Raw genomic sequence first — 16,176 nt, 5'->3', positions numbered from 1 at the left:
GTCCTCTATTTTTGCAATATCACATATTAATGGATGCTGAATTAGTTTTGATTTTCGGGGGTCTTCAGGTGTTTGCGGAGTAGAATAAACTGCCCGACCATAAAGATAATCATAATAGCCGTCCCACCAAAAACTTTGAAATCGATCCAGAATTTGGGAAAGGTAAAGGCAAAGATCAGATGCAGTGTTCCGAGGAAATAAAAAAAGACAGCCCATGTTAGATTGAGTTTTTTCCAAGCTGTGCTGCTGAGTTCAAATACTTGATCCAAGAAACGTTGGACCAGTGGTATGGGGTTCTTTCCGACAATTGGGCTGAGTAAGAATGCGGTACCAAAAATCCAGTTAATAATGGGTGATTTCCAGCGTAACCACATATCGTCACGCAGATAAAGCGTGAGGCCGCCGAAAGCCAGTGTGAGCAAAAGCGTAATCCATTGCCCTTTTTCCAAGCGCCCTTTTTGTAGCGCAAAGTGCAAACCATAGATGACTACACTGGCGATAATGAGCCCTTGGGTCGCGACAAAAATTGTTTGTGTTTTCGCTAAAAAAAAGAAAACCACTAAAGGCACGAAGTCCAGCAATGCTTTCATGCTACGCTTGTTCCACTGAATTAAAAGTCGAAGTATAGATGATAGTGCGTGCAGATTTACATACACATAGTTACTTTTCTGATGGGCAATTGTCGCCTGCAGACTTGGTGACTGCTGCGCATGCGGCAGACGTGTCTATTTTTGCGCTCACGGATCACGATACGGTTGATGGATTGCCTGAGGCGCGGCAGCAAGCAGCATGCTTGGGGCTACATTTGATCGATGGTGTAGAACTTTCAACCCAATGGACGCGTGCAACAACCAAACGGGCGGTATCGGTACATATTGTTGGCTTAGGCATGAAAGACTATGCGCCGTTAAATGCGGTATTGGCCGTTCAACAAACCATTCGTGCCCGCCGTGCCGCGGCGATTTGTGAAAAGCTTGAGAAAATCACCAAACGTCCAGCTTGGGATGCGGTATTGGCATTGGCCAATGGACGACCTGAAGGCATTACCCGTGGGCATTTGGCACAGTGGCTGGTCAATGAGGGGCTGGTCAGTAAACCCCAACAGGCGTTTGATCGCTATTTGGGAGAGGGCAAGTCTGCGCATGTGCCGCTTGAATGGCTCCCTATGGCAGAGGGTGTTGCCGCGATTGTGCAAACTGGTGGGCAAGCGGTCTTGGCACATCCGACGCGTAATAACCTTACCTCCACAGCCTTACGTCAGCTCCTGATTGATTTTAAACAAGCCGGTGGGCGTGCGATAGAGCTACCTGCAATCAATGAACCACCAGCAACTCGGGCGATGATGAATCGCCTGATCGCACAACATGAGTTTTTGGTTTCAACGGCCAGCGATTTTCATGGTGCACATATGGTTTGGCACAAACTGGGTCATGTGCCTCAGCTTGCTGCGGGGCAAACTGGGGTTTGGGAATTACTCTAATTTAAAAAAAGCATTGAGTGGCTTAAATGCTCGTTCTTTTTTCTCTTTGTGTCTACCGCAGAATAAAATTCACAGGTTGCAAGGGATTGGGAATATTGCTCTCCCCGAGGCTGCTTAGTAAATCAATTTCAATCGCCCTCGCCATCGCATCCAGCGGTAAATCATTCTCTAGAATTCCAAAAGGCTGCTCTAACTCACTGCCTAAAGCATCTAATCCAAAAAAGGTATAAGCCAGTAATCCAACGATAACGGGGGTCAGAAAACCCAAAGTACTTCCCAAACCTATAGGGAGTAACAAACTATATAGATAGGCAGTGCGATGAATCAGCAATGAGTAGGCAAAAGGGACTGGCGTATTGCGAATCCGCTCACAAGCCGCTTGGGTTCCTGCCATATTGGCTACTCGCGATGAAAGTTGCTGATAGCAAATGTCACTGAGCTCACCTGCTTTGTAGCACTCAAGGATGTCTCGTTGGATACAGAGCAAAACATAATCTGAGGGGTTGGGATGCTCAGCATAATCATGTTGTTCTTGAGTGGGTAGCCAAAGTTCAGCAATACTCGTTTGATTTTGATTACGAAGTCTCGCATTTAAGGTTTGTGTGAATCCGATTGAACGATGCAGTACCCGGCGACGAACGTCGACATGGAGTAGAAGACTTTCGCGGGCGAAATTGCGCATATGGAGGATGAGCGCTCCCCATTCCTTACGCGCCTCCCACCAGCGGTCGTAACAGACATTGTTGCGAAAACCCAAGAAAATAGAGAGCGCAAGTCCGATCAGGGAAAAGGCAGCGATAGGCAGTTCTGGGAAAATATGAGGATGGAAGTGCTCAAAGAGTGCAACGACGATTGAGAGCAAAATAACAAATAAAAGTTGCGGCGCAATCTGTGGCAGGATTGAACCACGCCAAGAAAAAAGCATGATAAAAGCATTAGGCCGTGGACGTACGATCATTTGAGTAACCAAAAGAGTTGCAAAGCTTTGTCAAAAAAAACTGTTTGACGCATCAATGAGTGACAGGCATTAAACCCTGTAACGCAAGGGATTGACTGCCCGATGTGCCTACAATCACGTGATCAACCAATTGTATATCAAATAATTGGCAGGCTCGCATTAATTGTTGCGTCAAAGCGATATCCGCTTCTGACGGTTGTGCTGGTGCATCCGGATGATTGTGGGCAATGATGATCTGGACAGCACGGTGCGCTAAAGCGCGGCTTATGACTTCGCGAATATGCACAGAACAACTGGTCATCGATCCGAAGAAAATCTTTTCGAAGGCCAGTAAGCGTAATTGACTGTCTAAAAAGAGCACCGCAAAGACTTCGCGTCGTTCAGCTTTAAGCTGCTGACTAATGTAACGGATTGCGGCACGTGGATCATTGAGCCCTACACCTTGGCGGAGTTCACTTTCACTATGGCGGCGTCCCAATTCAAGTGCGGCCAGCAAGTGGGTGTATTTCGCAGGACCAATGCCATGACAGGCCATGACTTCGCTGGGTGTTGCGGAGAATAAGCCCGCCAATCCTTCAAACTGATCAATCAGACCACGAGCAAGCTCAATAGCGGACTGCTGCGCTGTCCCGGTTCTCAAAAAGATAGCCAATAATTCCGCATCTGATAGCGCAGCGGCACCTTGACCCAACAGTCGCTCGCGTGGGCGTTCAGACTCAGGCCAGTTACGGATACTCATCAGTCATTGCTCTTATAGTCTTGTTTCATCATCGATTTCATCAACCTATTGTGCCTATTTTCAAGCAATAAATATCTCTTTTTATCAAATTCTTTTACGTTGTGATAGCGCGTATTTTGGCAATTTTATGGATTGAATGGTATTGTTACGCAAATTGATTTTGAGTAGCTTTACATGCCATCAGCAATACCGTCAGTTGCAGTGCCATCTCCACAACCCTCTGAGCCATCAAAAAATATTCTACTCGGCGTTACTGGCGGTATTGCTGCTTATAAAAGCGCGGTTCTGGTTCGTCGATTAAAGGATGCGGGTTTTGCAGTACGTGTAATTATGACGGCAGGTGCGCAGGCCTTTGTGACACCACTGACTTTTCAGGCGCTATCGGGTGAGCCAGTACATACCTCGCTACTTGATCCAGAAGCAGAGGCAGGGATGGGACATATCCAGCTTGCGCGCTGGGCGGATCTGGTCTTGGTGGCGCCTGCCAGCGCCAATGCCATTGCCCGGATTGCAGCAGGTGCGGCGGATGATTTGCTGACGACTGTAATCTTGGCCACTGCGGCACCTGTTCTGATTTCTCCAGCCATGAACCAACAAATGTGGCAAAACAGCTTCGTACAGCGCAATCTCAAGACTTTACGTGATTATGGTATTCGCGTTGTTGATCCTAATTCGGGAAGCCAGGCTTGTGGTGATATTGGTGCGGGGCGGATGCCTGAACCTGAAGAATTGGTCGTGTTGGTTCAGCAGCATTTTAAAAATCAGTCGGCCGATGTGTCCTTGCCAGATTCAGGCATTCTTGCTGGGAAGCATGTGGTGATTACTGCGGGACCTACGCGTGAAGCTCTGGATCCTGTTCGTTACGTGAGTAATCACAGTTCGGGAAAAATGGGATTTGCTTTAGCTGAGGCCTGCCGTGATGCGGGTGCGCGCGTCACTCTTTTGGCAGGTCCTGTGAGTTTGGCAACGCCACAAGGCGTGACGCGGATTAATGTCGTGTCAGCACGCGATCTATTGGCTGCTAGCGAGCAGGCTGTTGATGCGGGATGTGATGTGTTTATCGCTACGGCTGCTGTTGCGGACTATCGCGCAGAGCATATTGCAGAACAAAAAATTAAGAAACAAGGCGACTCTTTGACCCTGACCCTCGTTAAAAATCCAGACATTGTGGCGAGTATCGCGCTCCATGCAAAACGTCCTTTTATGGTCGGTTTTGCGGCGGAAACACAGTATATGGAGGAGTATGCACGCGGTAAGCTTGAACGAAAACAACTGGATATGATTGCGTGCAACGATGTGTCGCGTGGTGATATTGGTTTTGCATCAGATGATAATGCCATGACGGTGTTTTTCTCTGATCGCTTTGGCTTAGAAAAAGTCATTCTCGAAAAAGCCAATAAACATGTGATTGCAACCCGTCTGGTGGAGTGTTTGGTACAGGCGGGGATTAATGATCAGAATCATTGAGGCGGATTTAACGCAAGAAGGGCAGGCCTTAGCATGGTTGAGTTTACTGGATGGCTATGCTGAGGATCAAATGGGTGGCGGAGCAGGATTAGCTCCTCGGGTCAAGCAGCAATTGATCCCTCACATACTCAAACGTTCAGAACGATTAATCCTGCTGGCGATGCGTGATGATGTTGCGGTTGGCCTGCTTAATGCGTTTGAGGGATTCTCAACTTTTGCGGCATCTCCTTTACTGAATATTCATGATGTCTTCGTTCATCCCCGTGCGCGAGGGCTTGGTGTCGGTAAAGCATTGTTTGATTACGCTGAGCAAGTCGCCCGTACGCGTGGATATTGCAAGCTGACGCTTGAGGTGTTGACGGGTAATATGGTCGCTCAGAATCTGTATCGTAAACAAGGTTTTGAAGGCTATAGTCTCGATGATCGGATGGGGCATGCTTTATTTTGGCAGAAGAAGTTATTATAAAAAGTAAAAGAGTCACGATTCTATAAGTCGCATCAAACAGTAAATAAAACCTTCTATAGTGATAACAGCATAGAAGGTTTTGAGTATTCTGTTATTGAAGTAACTCTGCGAATGCCGGGTCAGAAATTGCTTTTTTGATGAGATCTTGAACAGCAGGAGCAAGCGCCTGTGCTGTTTGATTACAAGCAGTAATCGCATCAAAGCCACTCTTAAAGTCGTAACGGTTTTCTACACTGATCGTCTTACCATTGCTTGCTTTCAGTGTAAGCCCTAAATCCCACCAACCGCTTGTCAGACCTGAAGCGGAAGAGAATTGAATCTTGGTTAATGCGCCTGCTATTGAGTTTCCATTTTCAGAGTATATGCTGGCGAATTTTAATTCATCGTTAAACGCTTTCTGTACAAATTGGGGAATGGTCATGCCGTCTGATGCTTGAATGGGTCCCATAAGGCGGCAATTTGAATCATAGTTTGCTGGAGGATCCATTGAAATTATTCGTGTCGTCTGACCTGCATATTTCTTTAATATTAAATTATTGTCGACGGAGACTGAATAACGAGCTGGAGTCATCGTTGAGCATCCTGACAAAGCCAAGGTCAGGCCGATTGCAATTGCAGATAGTTTTTTCATTACATTCCCTATGTATATAAATTAAGTTAAAACGACAGAAAATCGATGTTTTTATATCATATTTTATAACTAGATAATCATAATAAATTTTTGTTTGATAACAAAAAACTATTGAACTTTGATCTAAAACAATCTAAAAACGATCCATGAGTGTGATACCCCCATCATTCAATCTTTTCATCAAAAAAAGGAATACGTTCATGGCTGGATATTTTGAGTTAAAAACAAGTAAAGACGGGCAGACCTATTTCGTATTGAAAGCAGGCAATCATCAAGTCATTCTGCAAAGCGAACTGTATACCACGCGTGCTGCAGCAGAGAACGGGATTAAATCGGTTCAAACCAATAGCCCGCTGGATGAACGCTATGAGCGTGCCGTGAGTAAATCGGAAAAGCCTTATTTCAATCTTAAAGCGGGCAATCACCAAGTGATCGGCACCAGCGAGTTGTATGAAAGCGAAGCCAGTCGTGAAAATGGGATTGAATCCGTGAAAACCAATGGTTCCAGCGAAACGATTAAAGATCTCACGACTTAATCTGGAATATCCGTTTTTCGTGATGCCGTTCTTGAAAATTGGGCGGTATGAATAAGCTGAAAATGGTTAAATAAGCAGGTTTGATTGACCTGCTTATTTTATGCTTGTTTTGAAGATGCCCCCTATGCGAATGTTCCGTCCAGAAGTATTTAAAGCCCCAAGAGATTTTGAACGCCCTGATTGTTTTGAGCGTCTGTCGGATGATTCCAGCTTGCGGGTGGCACTGGAGATTGGGGCGGGGGTTGGACTCCATGCATTAACGTTTGCTGCACAGAATCCCGAAGTGCATTTATTTGCTATTGAGCGAACCGCCGAAAAATATCAAAAATTTGAGCAGTCTCATGCAGCCCAATCTTTAGCCAATCTGACTTCAGTTCATGCGGATGCTATTCCTTGGATCATCCATGCTGTACCACCTCACAGCCTTGCGCAAGTTTTTATTCTCTATCCGAATCCAGAGCCGAAGAATGCTGCTCAGCGCTGGTTTAATATGCCCTTCATGCAGTTTTTATTGTCGCGGATGCAAACTGGCGCAACGTTAACACTGGCGAGTAATATTGATGCGTATTTGGATGAGGCGGAGGAACAGCTGAACACTGTTTGGCATCTGCCTTATGAGCGGACGCAGGTGACAACTGCCCGACGGACCCATTTTGAGATTAAATACATGGCGCGTGGAGAGTCCTGTGGTCAGTTCTTGGTGACCAAACCAGAAAATTATCAAACGCCGTTTGATGCGTGGACTATGTAATATTTTGTTGGATGTGGCAAAGGGGGTAGATGTTGGCATGAAGCCTGCTGTACTGTTGGCATCGTGCGGCATTGGTTCAATAGGTGTATAGATTGTGGTTTACGTTTTTTTGTTTAAGACTTTCATCAGGATGTGGTTAATATGAAGCATTTGAATTCTAAGAAAATTGTGCTAACAGCGCTGACTGTTGCCGTGGCGACAAGTTTGACTTTAGCGGGTTGTAGTAAAAAGGATTCCTCAGCAAGTAGTGGCGATACATTGGAAGTCAAAATTGGCCACTCAGCGCCTTTAACCGGGGCACAAGCTCACTTAGGAAAAGATGCACAAAATGGTGCGCAGCTTGCTGTTGATGAATTGAATACTCAAGGCGTGACTATTGCGGGTAAGAAAGCGCACTTTACGCTTGACCCTGTAGATGACCAAGCCGATGCTCGGATTGCAACGACGGTTGCCCAGCAATTGGTCGATGATAAAGTCAGTGGGGTGATTGGACATCTGAACTCTTCAACCACCTTGCCAGCATCGCGTATTTATCATCAAAACGGCATTGTACAAATCAGCCCTTCAGCAACTAACCCAACGTATACCCAACAAGGCTTCAGCAATGCATTCCGTGTCATGGCGAATGATGTACAGCAGGGCCGTGCTTTAGGAACATTCGCCGTCAATGAGTTGAAAGTGAAACACATTGCTGTGATTGATGATAAAACTGCTTATGGTGCGGGTTTGGCTGCTGAATTTGAAAAAGCGGTTAAAGCTGCAAATGGCAATTTGATCGCTCATGAGTACACCACCGATAAAGAAACGGACTTCAATGCGATTTTGACCCGTATCAAAGGTAAGAGCCCTGATTTGGTGTTCTTTGCAGGAATGGATGGTCAAGGTGCTGCGATGGCGCAACAGGTCCGAAACCTAGGCTTAAATGCGCAGTTCATGGGTGCTGATGGGATTTACACCCCAGAGTTTATGAAACTCGCCGGTAAAAATGCGGAAGGGACCATCGCAAGCTTACCTGGTGCACCACTGGCATCCGTACCCAAAGGTCCTGATTTTGAGAAGCGTTTTTCGGCCAAGTACGGTCCAATCCAGTTATACGGCGCCTATAACTATGATGCGGTGATGGTCATGGTTGATGCGATGAAACGTGCTAACTCAATCGATCCAAAAGTTTATGTCGAGAAGATGAAAGACGCGAACTGGCCCGGTGTGACCACGACCATTAGCTTTGATGATAAAGGCGACTTAAAGAAAGCCAGTATCACGTTGTACAAAGTTGAAAGCGGGAAGTGGGTTCCATTGAAGACTGTGGAGTAACAGTTGCGGTTAGCCCGTATTCATAAAGTAATATGCGGCGCATGGCTAATTGCCTGTGCCACCGTTGTATATGCGGGGAGATTACCAAACCCTTACATGCAATATGTGATGGGTCTCCCACAACCTTATCCCTACCCAATTGATGGCGTCTTGTGAGTGGCGGGTTTAATGGCGGTTCAGAGCTTCATATCATTTTAGTTTTATATCCTAACAAATACCATAAAATTATGGCCTCACACATTCATAGCAATGAATGGGTGTATTGTTTTTTTTTGATGTTAGGGACGATTGGTGCCACGCATGCCCCACCATTTTATGGTGTTTTTCTATTGTGGCAAATTTTTATAATTATTGCGTTATTTGTTCATTTAATTGTGTCTTTTGTTCGAAAAATATAAGAGAAAATTATTTCAGTAAGATACTTAAGTAGTCGAAATGTAATATGACATCATTGTAATTTTCCCTTCATCCCTTTCGTGTAGTATAGATATTTTATTGACTTATCCGTTTGAATAGGTCAAGAGCTGGTCCTAATCAAAATTATTTGATTAGGATATTTTTATTAGCTTGTTCTCTTGCATTTTTTAAATATTATCATTTGGATTTTACATTATTTTTTATAATGTAGAGTAATTTTGCTTCTTCAATTAAACTGGTTTTATTCTTATGGCAAATAATTCTGCTTGGGTACTTGTCACTGGCGTTATAAGAGATGAACAGTTTCTTGTTGATCGTTTCAATTTTCTTTTTAAATTGAAAGAGAAGGGGGACATCGAGCAAGTCGTATTTTCAACGTGGATTGGGGAGATTGACAAATTTAAAAATATTGCGGCGCTTATAAAGCAATATAATTTTGTATTAGTAGCCTCTCAAGAGCCTGATTTAATTTGTACAGGCCATTATTTGCATCAAGTCGTTTCTCTTAAAAATGGGTTAGATGTTTGTCCAGATGACAGCTTTATATTACGAACTCGGACGGATAAATGCGGACCTGAGTCTGGTTTCTTTGATGATTTGATTGAGTCATTCTTTGAAAAAAGAAACTATATTCGACCATTAGAAGATGCGACAAGTTTATTTTCTTATAAAGTTGGGATTCAAGGTGGACATACAAAGTCTTCCGCAGAAATTCCAAGTGTTTTCTTCTGGAATGATCGGCTGTATTTTGGTTATAAGCAAGATCTTTTAAAGTTTGTCAATTTTGATATTCTTGCATTTGACTTTAAAAAAATAATACCAGAAGAATTATTATTTTCATATCCGTTCTTAACGCGCTATCCAATATTTAATATTTTCTATGAAGCGGTGAACCAGCAGTATGTTGGTTACCACTTTGTACCTGGTATGGGCTCGATGACTCAAGAGTTTCTAAATACACTCTCTGAATCTTTGGTTTCTTTTAAGGTTTTTAAATATGCATTTCTGAGCGAACGTTTTTTACTTCATAAATATTTTTTTGATATTAACTCAGAAAATGATTTTGGATTTGATCCACACTATCGTGGAATTAATGTCATTAATGATCAAGAAACACAGAGCTATGTCGACTCTCTTTTTTCAAATGAGCAAGTTCCTCGTTCTGATAATCTAGCTCAGGATTTCAATGCCCTAGTTGATTTTTTGACTAATCAATATACGTTTACTAAGGTTATTCAGAGGGATGCGGGTTTAAACGGATATATATTTGATACCCCTCGAGTTAGTGCCACTATAAAAGAACATAAACCCCAACCTGAAACTTTACCTTTACTGCTAAGAAGTGACGATGCACGTGCGAGAACTAATGTCGGGCAACGTTCCGCTCTGAATATAAGGACAACAGGACAACGGGGGTTCTTATACCATGGACCATATATTCGACTTGATGTTGGAGATTATGAAATTAGTTTTTTTGGTGAGTGGAGTGGTGCATTAACAGAAGTGGATATTGATATTGTATCTGATAAAGGGGCTCATTTATGGGCTAAAAAAACATTTAATCAGATAACTCGTTCTAAGCAATTAGCGGTGCTACCTTTTTCATTAACAGAGATGTGTGAGTTGTTGGAAGTCAGAATCCATGTGGCGGACAAAACTAATATGAGTATCGAAAAGGTTGAGTTTAAAAAGATTCATTATGATTCTACTTTTGAAAAGAAATCTTCTGTTCTTTTAGCTCGCGTTAAAAAGAATTTTCCATTGCTAGGTAAAATATTGCCTGTTTAGATAATGTTTTTCATACCGCATATTTATCTAATGATTGATTGCTAGCTATCCATCATATTTTGTTGAAATAAGTTTAGATTAGTGGTTGGTCTTCTCATTTTTTAATGGGACATCATTGTGGAGAAAATCACGTCATGAGATTGCAGACTATTTGAAAGCCAGTAAATGAATATGCCCTGCTGCTTGTATCTTTACAGACTTGTATGGTCAGTATTTTTTTAAATTCAATATAGGATATATGCATGAATATCGTAATCCCAATGGCTGGTGCCGGAAGTCGTTTTGCAAAGGCGGGATATCTGGATCCTAAGCCTTTAATTCCTGTCCATGGTGTACCGATGATAAAGGTTGTCATTGATAATCTACGTCCCAAGCAAGATCATCGATTTATTTTTATTTGTCAGCGCAAACATGTCCTTGAATATCAGCTCATTGAGAAACTGAAAACATGGGCTCCGAACTGTGAAATTGTACAACTCGATGGTATTACAGAAGGTGCTGCTTGTACCGTGCTCAAGGCAAAGCATTTAATCGATAATGATGCACCATTGATGATTGCGAATAGTGATCAATATGTCGATGTGGGGATCGATAGTTATCTGGATAAAATGGACATCGACAAATTAGATGGTCTGATTATGACTATGACCGCAAATGATCCAAAGTGGTCCTTTGTCGGGCTGGATGAGCAGGGCAAAGTGACTCGCGTGGTAGAAAAAGAGGTGATTTCAAATGAGGCTACGGTCGGTATCTATAATTTTAAACATGGTCACGATTTTATAAGAGCTGCAGAAGCCATGATTGAGCAGGACTTGCGCGTCAATGGAGAGTTTTATGTTGCGCCAGTCTACGATCAACTGATTAATGAAGGTCAGACTGTTGGCATTTATAATATTGGGCAAGAAGCTGCTGGAATGTACGGGCTAGGTATCCCTGATGATCTGAATTTATTTTTGTCTTTAGCCGTTTCACGAAAAGCTGTAGGAGAAGGCCAATGATTGTTCTTAGTCATCGAGGATACTGGCTGGAGCCAAGTGAAAAAAATAAGACAATAGCGTTTACGCGATCATTTGACCTCATGTTTGGCACTGAAACTGATGTCCGCGATTGTGGTGGAAAATTAGTGATCTCTCATGACATGCCTTCAGGTCAGGAGATGTCACTCACTGATTTTTTAGCATTGGTGGGTCAAAATGATCTTCCCTTAGCGTTGAATATCAAAGCAGATGGACTTGTTCATGCTCTAAAAGAAATCATGCAGAGTGCTAATATTTCGAATTGGTTTGTGTTTGATATGTCTATTCCAGATATGCGGTCTTATATGCAAGCCAATGTTCCTGTCTTTGTTCGAATGAGTGATGTTGAACGCGAGCCTGCATGGCTGGATCAGGTGCAAGGCATCTGGTTGGATAATTTCTCCGATAAGCCTTGGTATGAGGCTGGATTTATTGAAAATCTGCTGAATTCTGGCAAGCGCGTATGCATTGTTTCACCTGAGTTGCATGGTCAAAGTATCGAACCATTGTGGAATCTCCTTCTACCCATTTCACAATATCCCAATTTAATGATCTGTACGGATTATCCCGAGCGAGCAAGACAATATTTTGGTGAAAAGATATGAAAATTAAAGCCGTGATTTTTGATATGGATGGCGTGCTAATCGAAGCAAAAGATTGGCATTACGAGGCACTCAATCGTGCGCTGCAATTATTTGGTTATGAAATCAGCCGCTATGATCATCTGACGACTTATGACGGTTTACCCACCAGCAAGAAGTTAGAAATATTGTCGCTGGAGTCTGGTCTTCCCCGTAAGTTGCATCGTTTTATTAATGAAATGAAGCAGGACTATACGATGGAAATCGTTTATGCCCAATGTAAACCCCGTTTTGTCCATGAGTATGCACTATCAACGTTAAAATCTACGGGATATAAATTAGCAGTTGCTTCTAACTCAATTCGACATACCGTTGAAGTCATGATGGAAAAAGCAAGATTAGATGGGTATTTAGATCAAATGGTTGCGGCCAGTGATGTTTCTCGCCCTAAACCTGATCCAGAGATCTATCTCACAACGATAGCCAAGCTTGGGCTCACTCCAGAAGAGTGCTTAATCGTTGAGGACAACGAAAATGGGATTAAGGCGGCTAATGCTTCAGGCGCTCATGTCTTGGTTGTTCAAGATGTTGATGATGTCAATCTGACAAATATCCAGACTAGAATTGATCAGATTGAGGGTCGCGCATGATGAATATTTTAATTCTTGCCGCTGGATTATCATCCGTGGATACCTTGGACAATAGTTATCCGTTTTGTCTGACGGAATTGGATGGTATTCCTCTGATTGAACGTCTCATACAGGGCTGCCGATCAATTGGGAATGACATCTGTTTTATCGTGGCCTTACGTGAAGCAGATATACAGCGCTATCATCTCGATAATGTTGTTTCTCTTTTGGCCCCAGATGCCAAGATTTTACGCATCAGGGACAGTACGAAAGGAGCGGCATGTACCGCATTACTTGCTGCAGAATATATTGACTCTAATGATGAGCTGTTAATCCTCAATGGTAATGAGCTATTAGATGTTAATTTTTTTACGGTATTAGAAGGCTTCCGGCAGGGAAAATTGGATGCAGGTGTCGTGACTTTCCCGTCTGTCCATCCTCGCTATTCTTATGTACGTTTAAGTGATGATCACTTTGTGGTTGAGGCGGCTGAGAAAAAACCCATCAGTCGCATGGCTACGGTTGGATTTTATTGGTTTTCTCGTGGACAAGACTTCGTACGTGCATCACAGAACATGATTCGTAAAGACGCTTCTGTTGGTGGGTTGTATTATATTTGCCCATCCCTCAATGAGATTGTTTTAGAGCAAGGTAAGATTGGTACTTATCCGATTAACCTGAGTCAATTTCATCCTTTAAAGACAGAGCGACAGTTAAATCAATTCGGGATTGCGTTTGAACAGCAGAGGAAATATTGATGAAAAGTGTTAAGCATAGCGAGATGATCAAAGGGTGGTTCGTTGGCGGCTTCACGCCAACAGCACATTCCACGGATGCATGTGAGGTCGCTGTCAAACATTATAAGGCGGGTGAAACGGAAGGCGCTCATTATCATAAAGTTGCCACAGAGATCACCATGGTGCTATCTGGCCGTGTACGTATGGCTGGGCAGGAATGGGGGGCTGGGGATATTATTGTTCTGGAGCCAGGCGATGTGACCGACTTTGAAGCATTAACCGATGCGGTGAATGTGGTTGTGAAAACACCGGGTGCGCTGAATGATAAATTCTTAGTGGACTAGAGGCATAGATGGTCCGTTGAGTCATGCCTTCATGAAGGCTGTTTACTCAGTCTTCATAGTGAAACATATATAGATGTTAACGTCCTACATCACCACTCAATGCTTCTGGCAAATCTAAAATCACCAGACCCGCTTCGCCCAGCGTTTCAGGTTTGGCAACGACTAAGGCCTCCCAGCCCTCATTAGAGGTGGCAATGGCATTCACCGCAGTGATATTTGGCGCAATACTTTGCCCAGCCTGAGGCACAACCCCTGAACCTTCGACACGATGCAGCCATGCTTTAGGCTTCGCGCGGAAATAAAGACGAGCGACAATTTCTTGCCCTAAATAACAGCCTTTATCGTAGTTGACGCCATCTCGTTGATGCAGACGAAGTTCCTGAGGCTGGAATAATCCCGCTGTATTCGCGGTGATCCAAGCGGCGCCTGTTGCAATCGCTGTTTTTTGCCATTCGATGATCGTGGTTGCGGTCTCGTCTGCCTGAAAGACGGCAAAACCATCTGCAATAGCGGGAAAAATAGATTGGCTATCTGAGGCCGACATTTTTGAGAATGCACCGTATTTACGAAGATGTGCCTTGAAGCTATCCAGTAGGTCCGTTGCAATCACAATATCAATGTGCTCAGCTGAGTGCCGTGTCAGCCAAAGTCCAAATGCAATACGACCTTTTAAATCACAAATTGCTGTTGGGCGGAACTCATCGGCGCTAATGTGGGTCACATCGACGGTAACCTGACCTTGCAGGAACTTTTCAGTGTCGATCCCGGTGAGAGTCAGTGTGCTGAAGGAGAGAGTAGGTGCAGACATGGGGGTAACCTTGCGCTTGAATAAGAGATAGAGTACGAAACGCCGTAATTCAAATCGTATCGCCTCTATATCGGGTCAAATTGATCGAACACAAGCAAAATAACACAAGCGTCAATCATGATAAAATAGAGTTCGGTATCTTGATCCTATGTTCGCTATTTTGCCAGTTTATAGGGTGGCAATGTTAGACTTCCTTTATCTATAACATCATTGAATTCAATTATGTCCAAAGCAACTCCTGCATCAACGCCTTCATCTGTTGCCATTATCGGTGCAGGCCCTGCGGGATTAATGGCGGCAGAATCTATAGTCGCGGCAGGTCATCAAGTAACGGTTTTCGAGCAAAAAGCCTCGGTGGGCCGTAAATTCCTCATGGCAGGTAAGGGCGGCCTAAATATCAGTCATAGCGAACCTTTCGATGATTTTGTTCAACGTTATGATGCACCAGACTGGCTGCGACCGATGTTGCAAGCATTCACACCCCATGATCTACGCGAATGGGTACATGGTTTAGGGGTTGAGACCTTTGTCGGGTCATCTGGACGGGTCTTTCCAGCAGAGATGAAAGCAGCACCACTGCTCCGTGCATGGGTTGCACGTTTGAAAGCCAGTGGGGTTCAATTTCTGCTCCGTCATCGTTGGGAAGGGGGCAACGAAGATCAACAGTGGTTTTTCTCTACGCCTGTGGGGGAAACGTCCTATTCGTTTGATGCGGTGGTCTTGACACTGGGTGGAGCCAGTTGGGCAAAACTAGGTGCTGATGGCACATGGCGTCCTTGGTTGATCAAACAGGGCGTTGCGACACACGATTTTAGCCCCTCAAATGGGGGGTTTACGGTAGATTTAAGCCCCTTTATGCAGTCCTTGGCAGGTGAGCCCGTCAAGTCGATCGTTGCTTCGACGCAGCGTGCGGACGGCAGCCTTGAGCAGAAGTCAGGGGATTTGATTATTACTGAGCAAGGTGTAGAAGGCGGTGTGATCTATGCGTTATCTCGGCAGTTACGAGAATCGATAGAGCGCACGGGGAGTGCTGTGCTTTCTTTGGATTTATTCCCACATCGGAGTGAAGCGCAATTGTATGCACAGTTGTCAAAACCAGTGGGTAAGCAGTCTTTATCGAATTTCTGGCGACGTCAGATTGGTCTGGAGGGGTGCAAAGCGGGGCTAGTCCGTGAATCTATTGCACGGGAGTTCTGGACCGATGCGGCAGAAGTGGCAAAAGTTCTTAAGCAACTCAAAATTGTGATGAATGGAATGCGACCGATTGATGAGGCGATTAGTACTGCCGGTGGCATCACACGAGATGCGGTGAATGATACTTTGATGCTAACCCCGTGGCCGGGTGTGTTCTGTGCCGGAGAAATGCTGGATTGGGATGCACCAACGGGTGGATATTTGTTGACGGCTTGTTTTGCCAGTGGTCGTTGGGCGGGGCAGGGTGTTAATCAATGGCTGGCTTGTACCCATATGAGCCCGTCTGAAATGGATTGTTTGAGCAGTAGTACTTAGTTCGA

The 16,176-nt window shown here is 44.2% G+C and carries 18 protein-coding genes; 13 read left to right on the top strand and 5 right to left on the bottom strand.

The window, feature by feature from the left end; translation table 11 throughout:
- Nucleotides 1–41 precede the first annotated feature (41 nt).
- Nucleotides 42–590 (bottom strand): septation protein IspZ, encoded by a 549-nt coding sequence (gene ispZ / locus ACLHG7_RS16000; protein ID WP_410211961.1) that lies wholly within the window; start codon nucleotides 588–590, stop codon nucleotides 42–44.
- Between the two features lie 38 nt (nucleotides 591–628).
- Here ispZ and ACLHG7_RS15995 point away from each other — a divergent pair, with 38 nt between their 5' ends.
- The gene (locus tag ACLHG7_RS15995) at nucleotides 629–1,480 is read left to right on the top strand and encodes a PHP domain-containing protein (RefSeq protein ID WP_410211960.1); all 852 of its coding nucleotides are present in this window, start codon (nucleotides 629–631) and stop codon (nucleotides 1,478–1,480) included.
- A gap of 52 nt (nucleotides 1,481–1,532) precedes the next feature.
- Here ACLHG7_RS15995 and ACLHG7_RS15990 read toward each other — a convergent pair whose 3' ends face one another.
- Nucleotides 1,533–2,438: a bestrophin family protein gene (locus ACLHG7_RS15990; RefSeq protein WP_410211959.1), complete on the bottom strand. Its 906-nt coding sequence runs from the start codon at nucleotides 2,436–2,438 to the stop codon at nucleotides 1,533–1,535.
- 52 nt (nucleotides 2,439–2,490) lie between these two features.
- Nucleotides 2,491–3,177 carry a RadC family protein gene (gene radC, locus ACLHG7_RS15985; RefSeq protein WP_410211958.1) on the bottom strand — a complete coding sequence of 229 codons (687 nt, stop codon included), beginning with the start codon at nucleotides 3,175–3,177 and terminating at the stop codon, nucleotides 2,491–2,493.
- Between the two features lie 174 nt (nucleotides 3,178–3,351).
- Here radC and coaBC point away from each other — a divergent pair, with 174 nt between their 5' ends.
- Both coaBC and ACLHG7_RS15975 read left to right on the top strand, forming a co-directional pair.
- On the top strand, nucleotides 3,352–4,644 hold the full coding sequence (gene coaBC / locus ACLHG7_RS15980) for a bifunctional phosphopantothenoylcysteine decarboxylase/phosphopantothenate--cysteine ligase CoaBC (protein WP_410211957.1): 1,293 nt from the start codon (nucleotides 3,352–3,354) through the stop codon (nucleotides 4,642–4,644).
- On the top strand, nucleotides 4,628–5,110 hold the full coding sequence (locus tag ACLHG7_RS15975) for a GNAT family N-acetyltransferase (RefSeq protein WP_410211956.1): 483 nt from the start codon (nucleotides 4,628–4,630) through the stop codon (nucleotides 5,108–5,110). Before coaBC ends, ACLHG7_RS15975 begins: the two co-directional genes overlap by 17 nt.
- Nucleotides 5,111–5,201: 91 nt before the next feature.
- On the opposite strand, the gene ACLHG7_RS15970 is transcribed toward ACLHG7_RS15975, so the two are convergent.
- On the bottom strand, nucleotides 5,202–5,741 hold the full coding sequence (locus ACLHG7_RS15970) for a hypothetical protein (protein ID WP_410211955.1): 540 nt from the start codon (nucleotides 5,739–5,741) through the stop codon (nucleotides 5,202–5,204).
- A gap of 200 nt (nucleotides 5,742–5,941) precedes the next feature.
- On the opposite strand from ACLHG7_RS15970, the gene ACLHG7_RS15965 reads away from it, so the two are divergent.
- The 9 genes from ACLHG7_RS15965 (at nucleotide 5,942) to ACLHG7_RS15925 (ending at nucleotide 13,854) form a co-directional block, all read left to right on the top strand.
- Nucleotides 5,942–6,277: a YegP family protein gene (locus tag ACLHG7_RS15965; RefSeq protein WP_114898098.1), complete on the top strand. Its 336-nt coding sequence runs from the start codon at nucleotides 5,942–5,944 to the stop codon at nucleotides 6,275–6,277.
- A 115-nt stretch (nucleotides 6,278–6,392) separates the two neighbouring features.
- Nucleotides 6,393–7,028 carry an SAM-dependent methyltransferase gene (locus tag ACLHG7_RS15960; RefSeq protein WP_410211954.1) on the top strand — a complete coding sequence of 212 codons (636 nt, stop codon included), beginning with the start codon at nucleotides 6,393–6,395 and terminating at the stop codon, nucleotides 7,026–7,028.
- 141 nt (nucleotides 7,029–7,169) lie between these two features.
- Nucleotides 7,170–8,342 carry a branched-chain amino acid ABC transporter substrate-binding protein gene (locus ACLHG7_RS15955; protein ID WP_410211953.1) on the top strand — a complete coding sequence of 391 codons (1,173 nt, stop codon included), beginning with the start codon at nucleotides 7,170–7,172 and terminating at the stop codon, nucleotides 8,340–8,342.
- Between the two features lie 666 nt (nucleotides 8,343–9,008).
- Nucleotides 9,009–10,547, top strand: a complete 1,539-nt coding sequence (locus ACLHG7_RS15950) for a hypothetical protein (protein WP_410211952.1) — start codon at nucleotides 9,009–9,011, stop codon at nucleotides 10,545–10,547.
- 242 nt (nucleotides 10,548–10,789) lie between these two features.
- Nucleotides 10,790–11,545, top strand: a complete 756-nt coding sequence (locus tag ACLHG7_RS15945; protein ID WP_410211951.1) for a glycosyltransferase family 2 protein — start codon at nucleotides 10,790–10,792, stop codon at nucleotides 11,543–11,545.
- Nucleotides 11,542–12,168: a phosphodiesterase gene (locus ACLHG7_RS15940; RefSeq protein ID WP_410211950.1), complete on the top strand. Its 627-nt coding sequence runs from the start codon at nucleotides 11,542–11,544 to the stop codon at nucleotides 12,166–12,168. The genes ACLHG7_RS15945 and ACLHG7_RS15940 overlap by 4 nt, the downstream gene beginning before the upstream one ends.
- Nucleotides 12,165–12,794: an HAD family hydrolase gene (locus tag ACLHG7_RS15935; protein ID WP_410211949.1), complete on the top strand. Its 630-nt coding sequence runs from the start codon at nucleotides 12,165–12,167 to the stop codon at nucleotides 12,792–12,794. Before ACLHG7_RS15940 ends, ACLHG7_RS15935 begins: the two co-directional genes overlap by 4 nt.
- On the top strand, nucleotides 12,791–13,531 hold the full coding sequence (locus tag ACLHG7_RS15930; protein WP_410211948.1) for a glycosyltransferase family 2 protein: 741 nt from the start codon (nucleotides 12,791–12,793) through the stop codon (nucleotides 13,529–13,531). Before ACLHG7_RS15935 ends, ACLHG7_RS15930 begins: the two co-directional genes overlap by 4 nt.
- A complete protein-coding gene (locus tag ACLHG7_RS15925) occupies nucleotides 13,531–13,854 on the top strand; it encodes a cupin domain-containing protein (protein ID WP_410211947.1) in 324 nt (107 codons plus the stop codon). The genes ACLHG7_RS15930 and ACLHG7_RS15925 overlap by 1 nt, the downstream gene beginning before the upstream one ends.
- 76 nt (nucleotides 13,855–13,930) lie before the next feature.
- Here the strand turns inward: ACLHG7_RS15925 and ACLHG7_RS15920 are convergent, their stop codons facing one another.
- On the bottom strand, nucleotides 13,931–14,662 hold the full coding sequence (locus tag ACLHG7_RS15920) for a YgfZ/GcvT domain-containing protein (protein ID WP_410211946.1): 732 nt from the start codon (nucleotides 14,660–14,662) through the stop codon (nucleotides 13,931–13,933).
- A 222-nt stretch (nucleotides 14,663–14,884) separates the two neighbouring features.
- Between ACLHG7_RS15920 and ACLHG7_RS15915 the strand changes: the two genes are divergently transcribed.
- The gene (locus tag ACLHG7_RS15915) at nucleotides 14,885–16,171 is read left to right on the top strand and encodes a TIGR03862 family flavoprotein (protein ID WP_410211945.1); all 1,287 of its coding nucleotides are present in this window, start codon (nucleotides 14,885–14,887) and stop codon (nucleotides 16,169–16,171) included.
- Nucleotides 16,172–16,176 lie beyond the last annotated feature (5 nt).

Origin of the sequence: Aquirhabdus sp. (assembly GCF_046462495.1) — a bacterium.
Lineage (GTDB): Bacteria > Pseudomonadota > Gammaproteobacteria > Pseudomonadales > Moraxellaceae > Aquirhabdus.
Note: the sequence above shows the minus strand (reverse complement) of the source record. Positions and strands in the feature narration are given on the sequence as shown.

Excerpts from the sequence above, each read along its gene's own strand:
- ACLHG7_RS15965 (WP_114898098.1), top strand. The coding sequence starts at position 5,942 with ATGGCTGGATATTTTGAGTTAAAAACAAGTAAAGACGGGCAGACCTAT.
- ACLHG7_RS15945 (WP_410211951.1), top strand. The coding sequence starts at position 10,790 with ATGAATATCGTAATCCCAATGGCTGGTGCCGGAAGTCGTTTTGCAAAG.
- ACLHG7_RS15970 (WP_410211955.1), bottom strand. The coding sequence starts at position 5,741 with ATGAAAAAACTATCTGCAATTGCAATCGGCCTGACCTTGGCTTTGTCA.
- ACLHG7_RS15995 (WP_410211960.1), top strand. The coding sequence starts at position 629 with ATGATAGTGCGTGCAGATTTACATACACATAGTTACTTTTCTGATGGG.
- ACLHG7_RS15955 (WP_410211953.1), top strand. The coding sequence starts at position 7,170 with ATGAAGCATTTGAATTCTAAGAAAATTGTGCTAACAGCGCTGACTGTT.
- coaBC (WP_410211957.1), top strand. The coding sequence starts at position 3,352 with ATGCCATCAGCAATACCGTCAGTTGCAGTGCCATCTCCACAACCCTCT.
- ACLHG7_RS15915 (WP_410211945.1), top strand. The coding sequence starts at position 14,885 with ATGTCCAAAGCAACTCCTGCATCAACGCCTTCATCTGTTGCCATTATC.
- ispZ (WP_410211961.1), bottom strand. The coding sequence starts at position 590 with ATGAAAGCATTGCTGGACTTCGTGCCTTTAGTGGTTTTCTTTTTTTTA.
- ACLHG7_RS15950 (WP_410211952.1), top strand. The coding sequence starts at position 9,009 with ATGGCAAATAATTCTGCTTGGGTACTTGTCACTGGCGTTATAAGAGAT.
- radC (WP_410211958.1), bottom strand. The coding sequence starts at position 3,177 with ATGAGTATCCGTAACTGGCCTGAGTCTGAACGCCCACGCGAGCGACTG.
- ACLHG7_RS15960 (WP_410211954.1), top strand. The coding sequence starts at position 6,393 with ATGCCCCCTATGCGAATGTTCCGTCCAGAAGTATTTAAAGCCCCAAGA.
- ACLHG7_RS15930 (WP_410211948.1), top strand. The coding sequence starts at position 12,791 with ATGATGAATATTTTAATTCTTGCCGCTGGATTATCATCCGTGGATACC.
- ACLHG7_RS15925 (WP_410211947.1), top strand. The coding sequence starts at position 13,531 with ATGAAAAGTGTTAAGCATAGCGAGATGATCAAAGGGTGGTTCGTTGGC.
- ACLHG7_RS15920 (WP_410211946.1), bottom strand. The coding sequence starts at position 14,662 with ATGTCTGCACCTACTCTCTCCTTCAGCACACTGACTCTCACCGGGATC.
- ACLHG7_RS15975 (WP_410211956.1), top strand. The coding sequence starts at position 4,628 with ATGATCAGAATCATTGAGGCGGATTTAACGCAAGAAGGGCAGGCCTTA.
- ACLHG7_RS15990 (WP_410211959.1), bottom strand. The coding sequence starts at position 2,438 with ATGATCGTACGTCCACGGCCTAATGCTTTTATCATGCTTTTTTCTTGG.
- ACLHG7_RS15940 (WP_410211950.1), top strand. The coding sequence starts at position 11,542 with ATGATTGTTCTTAGTCATCGAGGATACTGGCTGGAGCCAAGTGAAAAA.
- ACLHG7_RS15935 (WP_410211949.1), top strand. The coding sequence starts at position 12,165 with ATGAAAATTAAAGCCGTGATTTTTGATATGGATGGCGTGCTAATCGAA.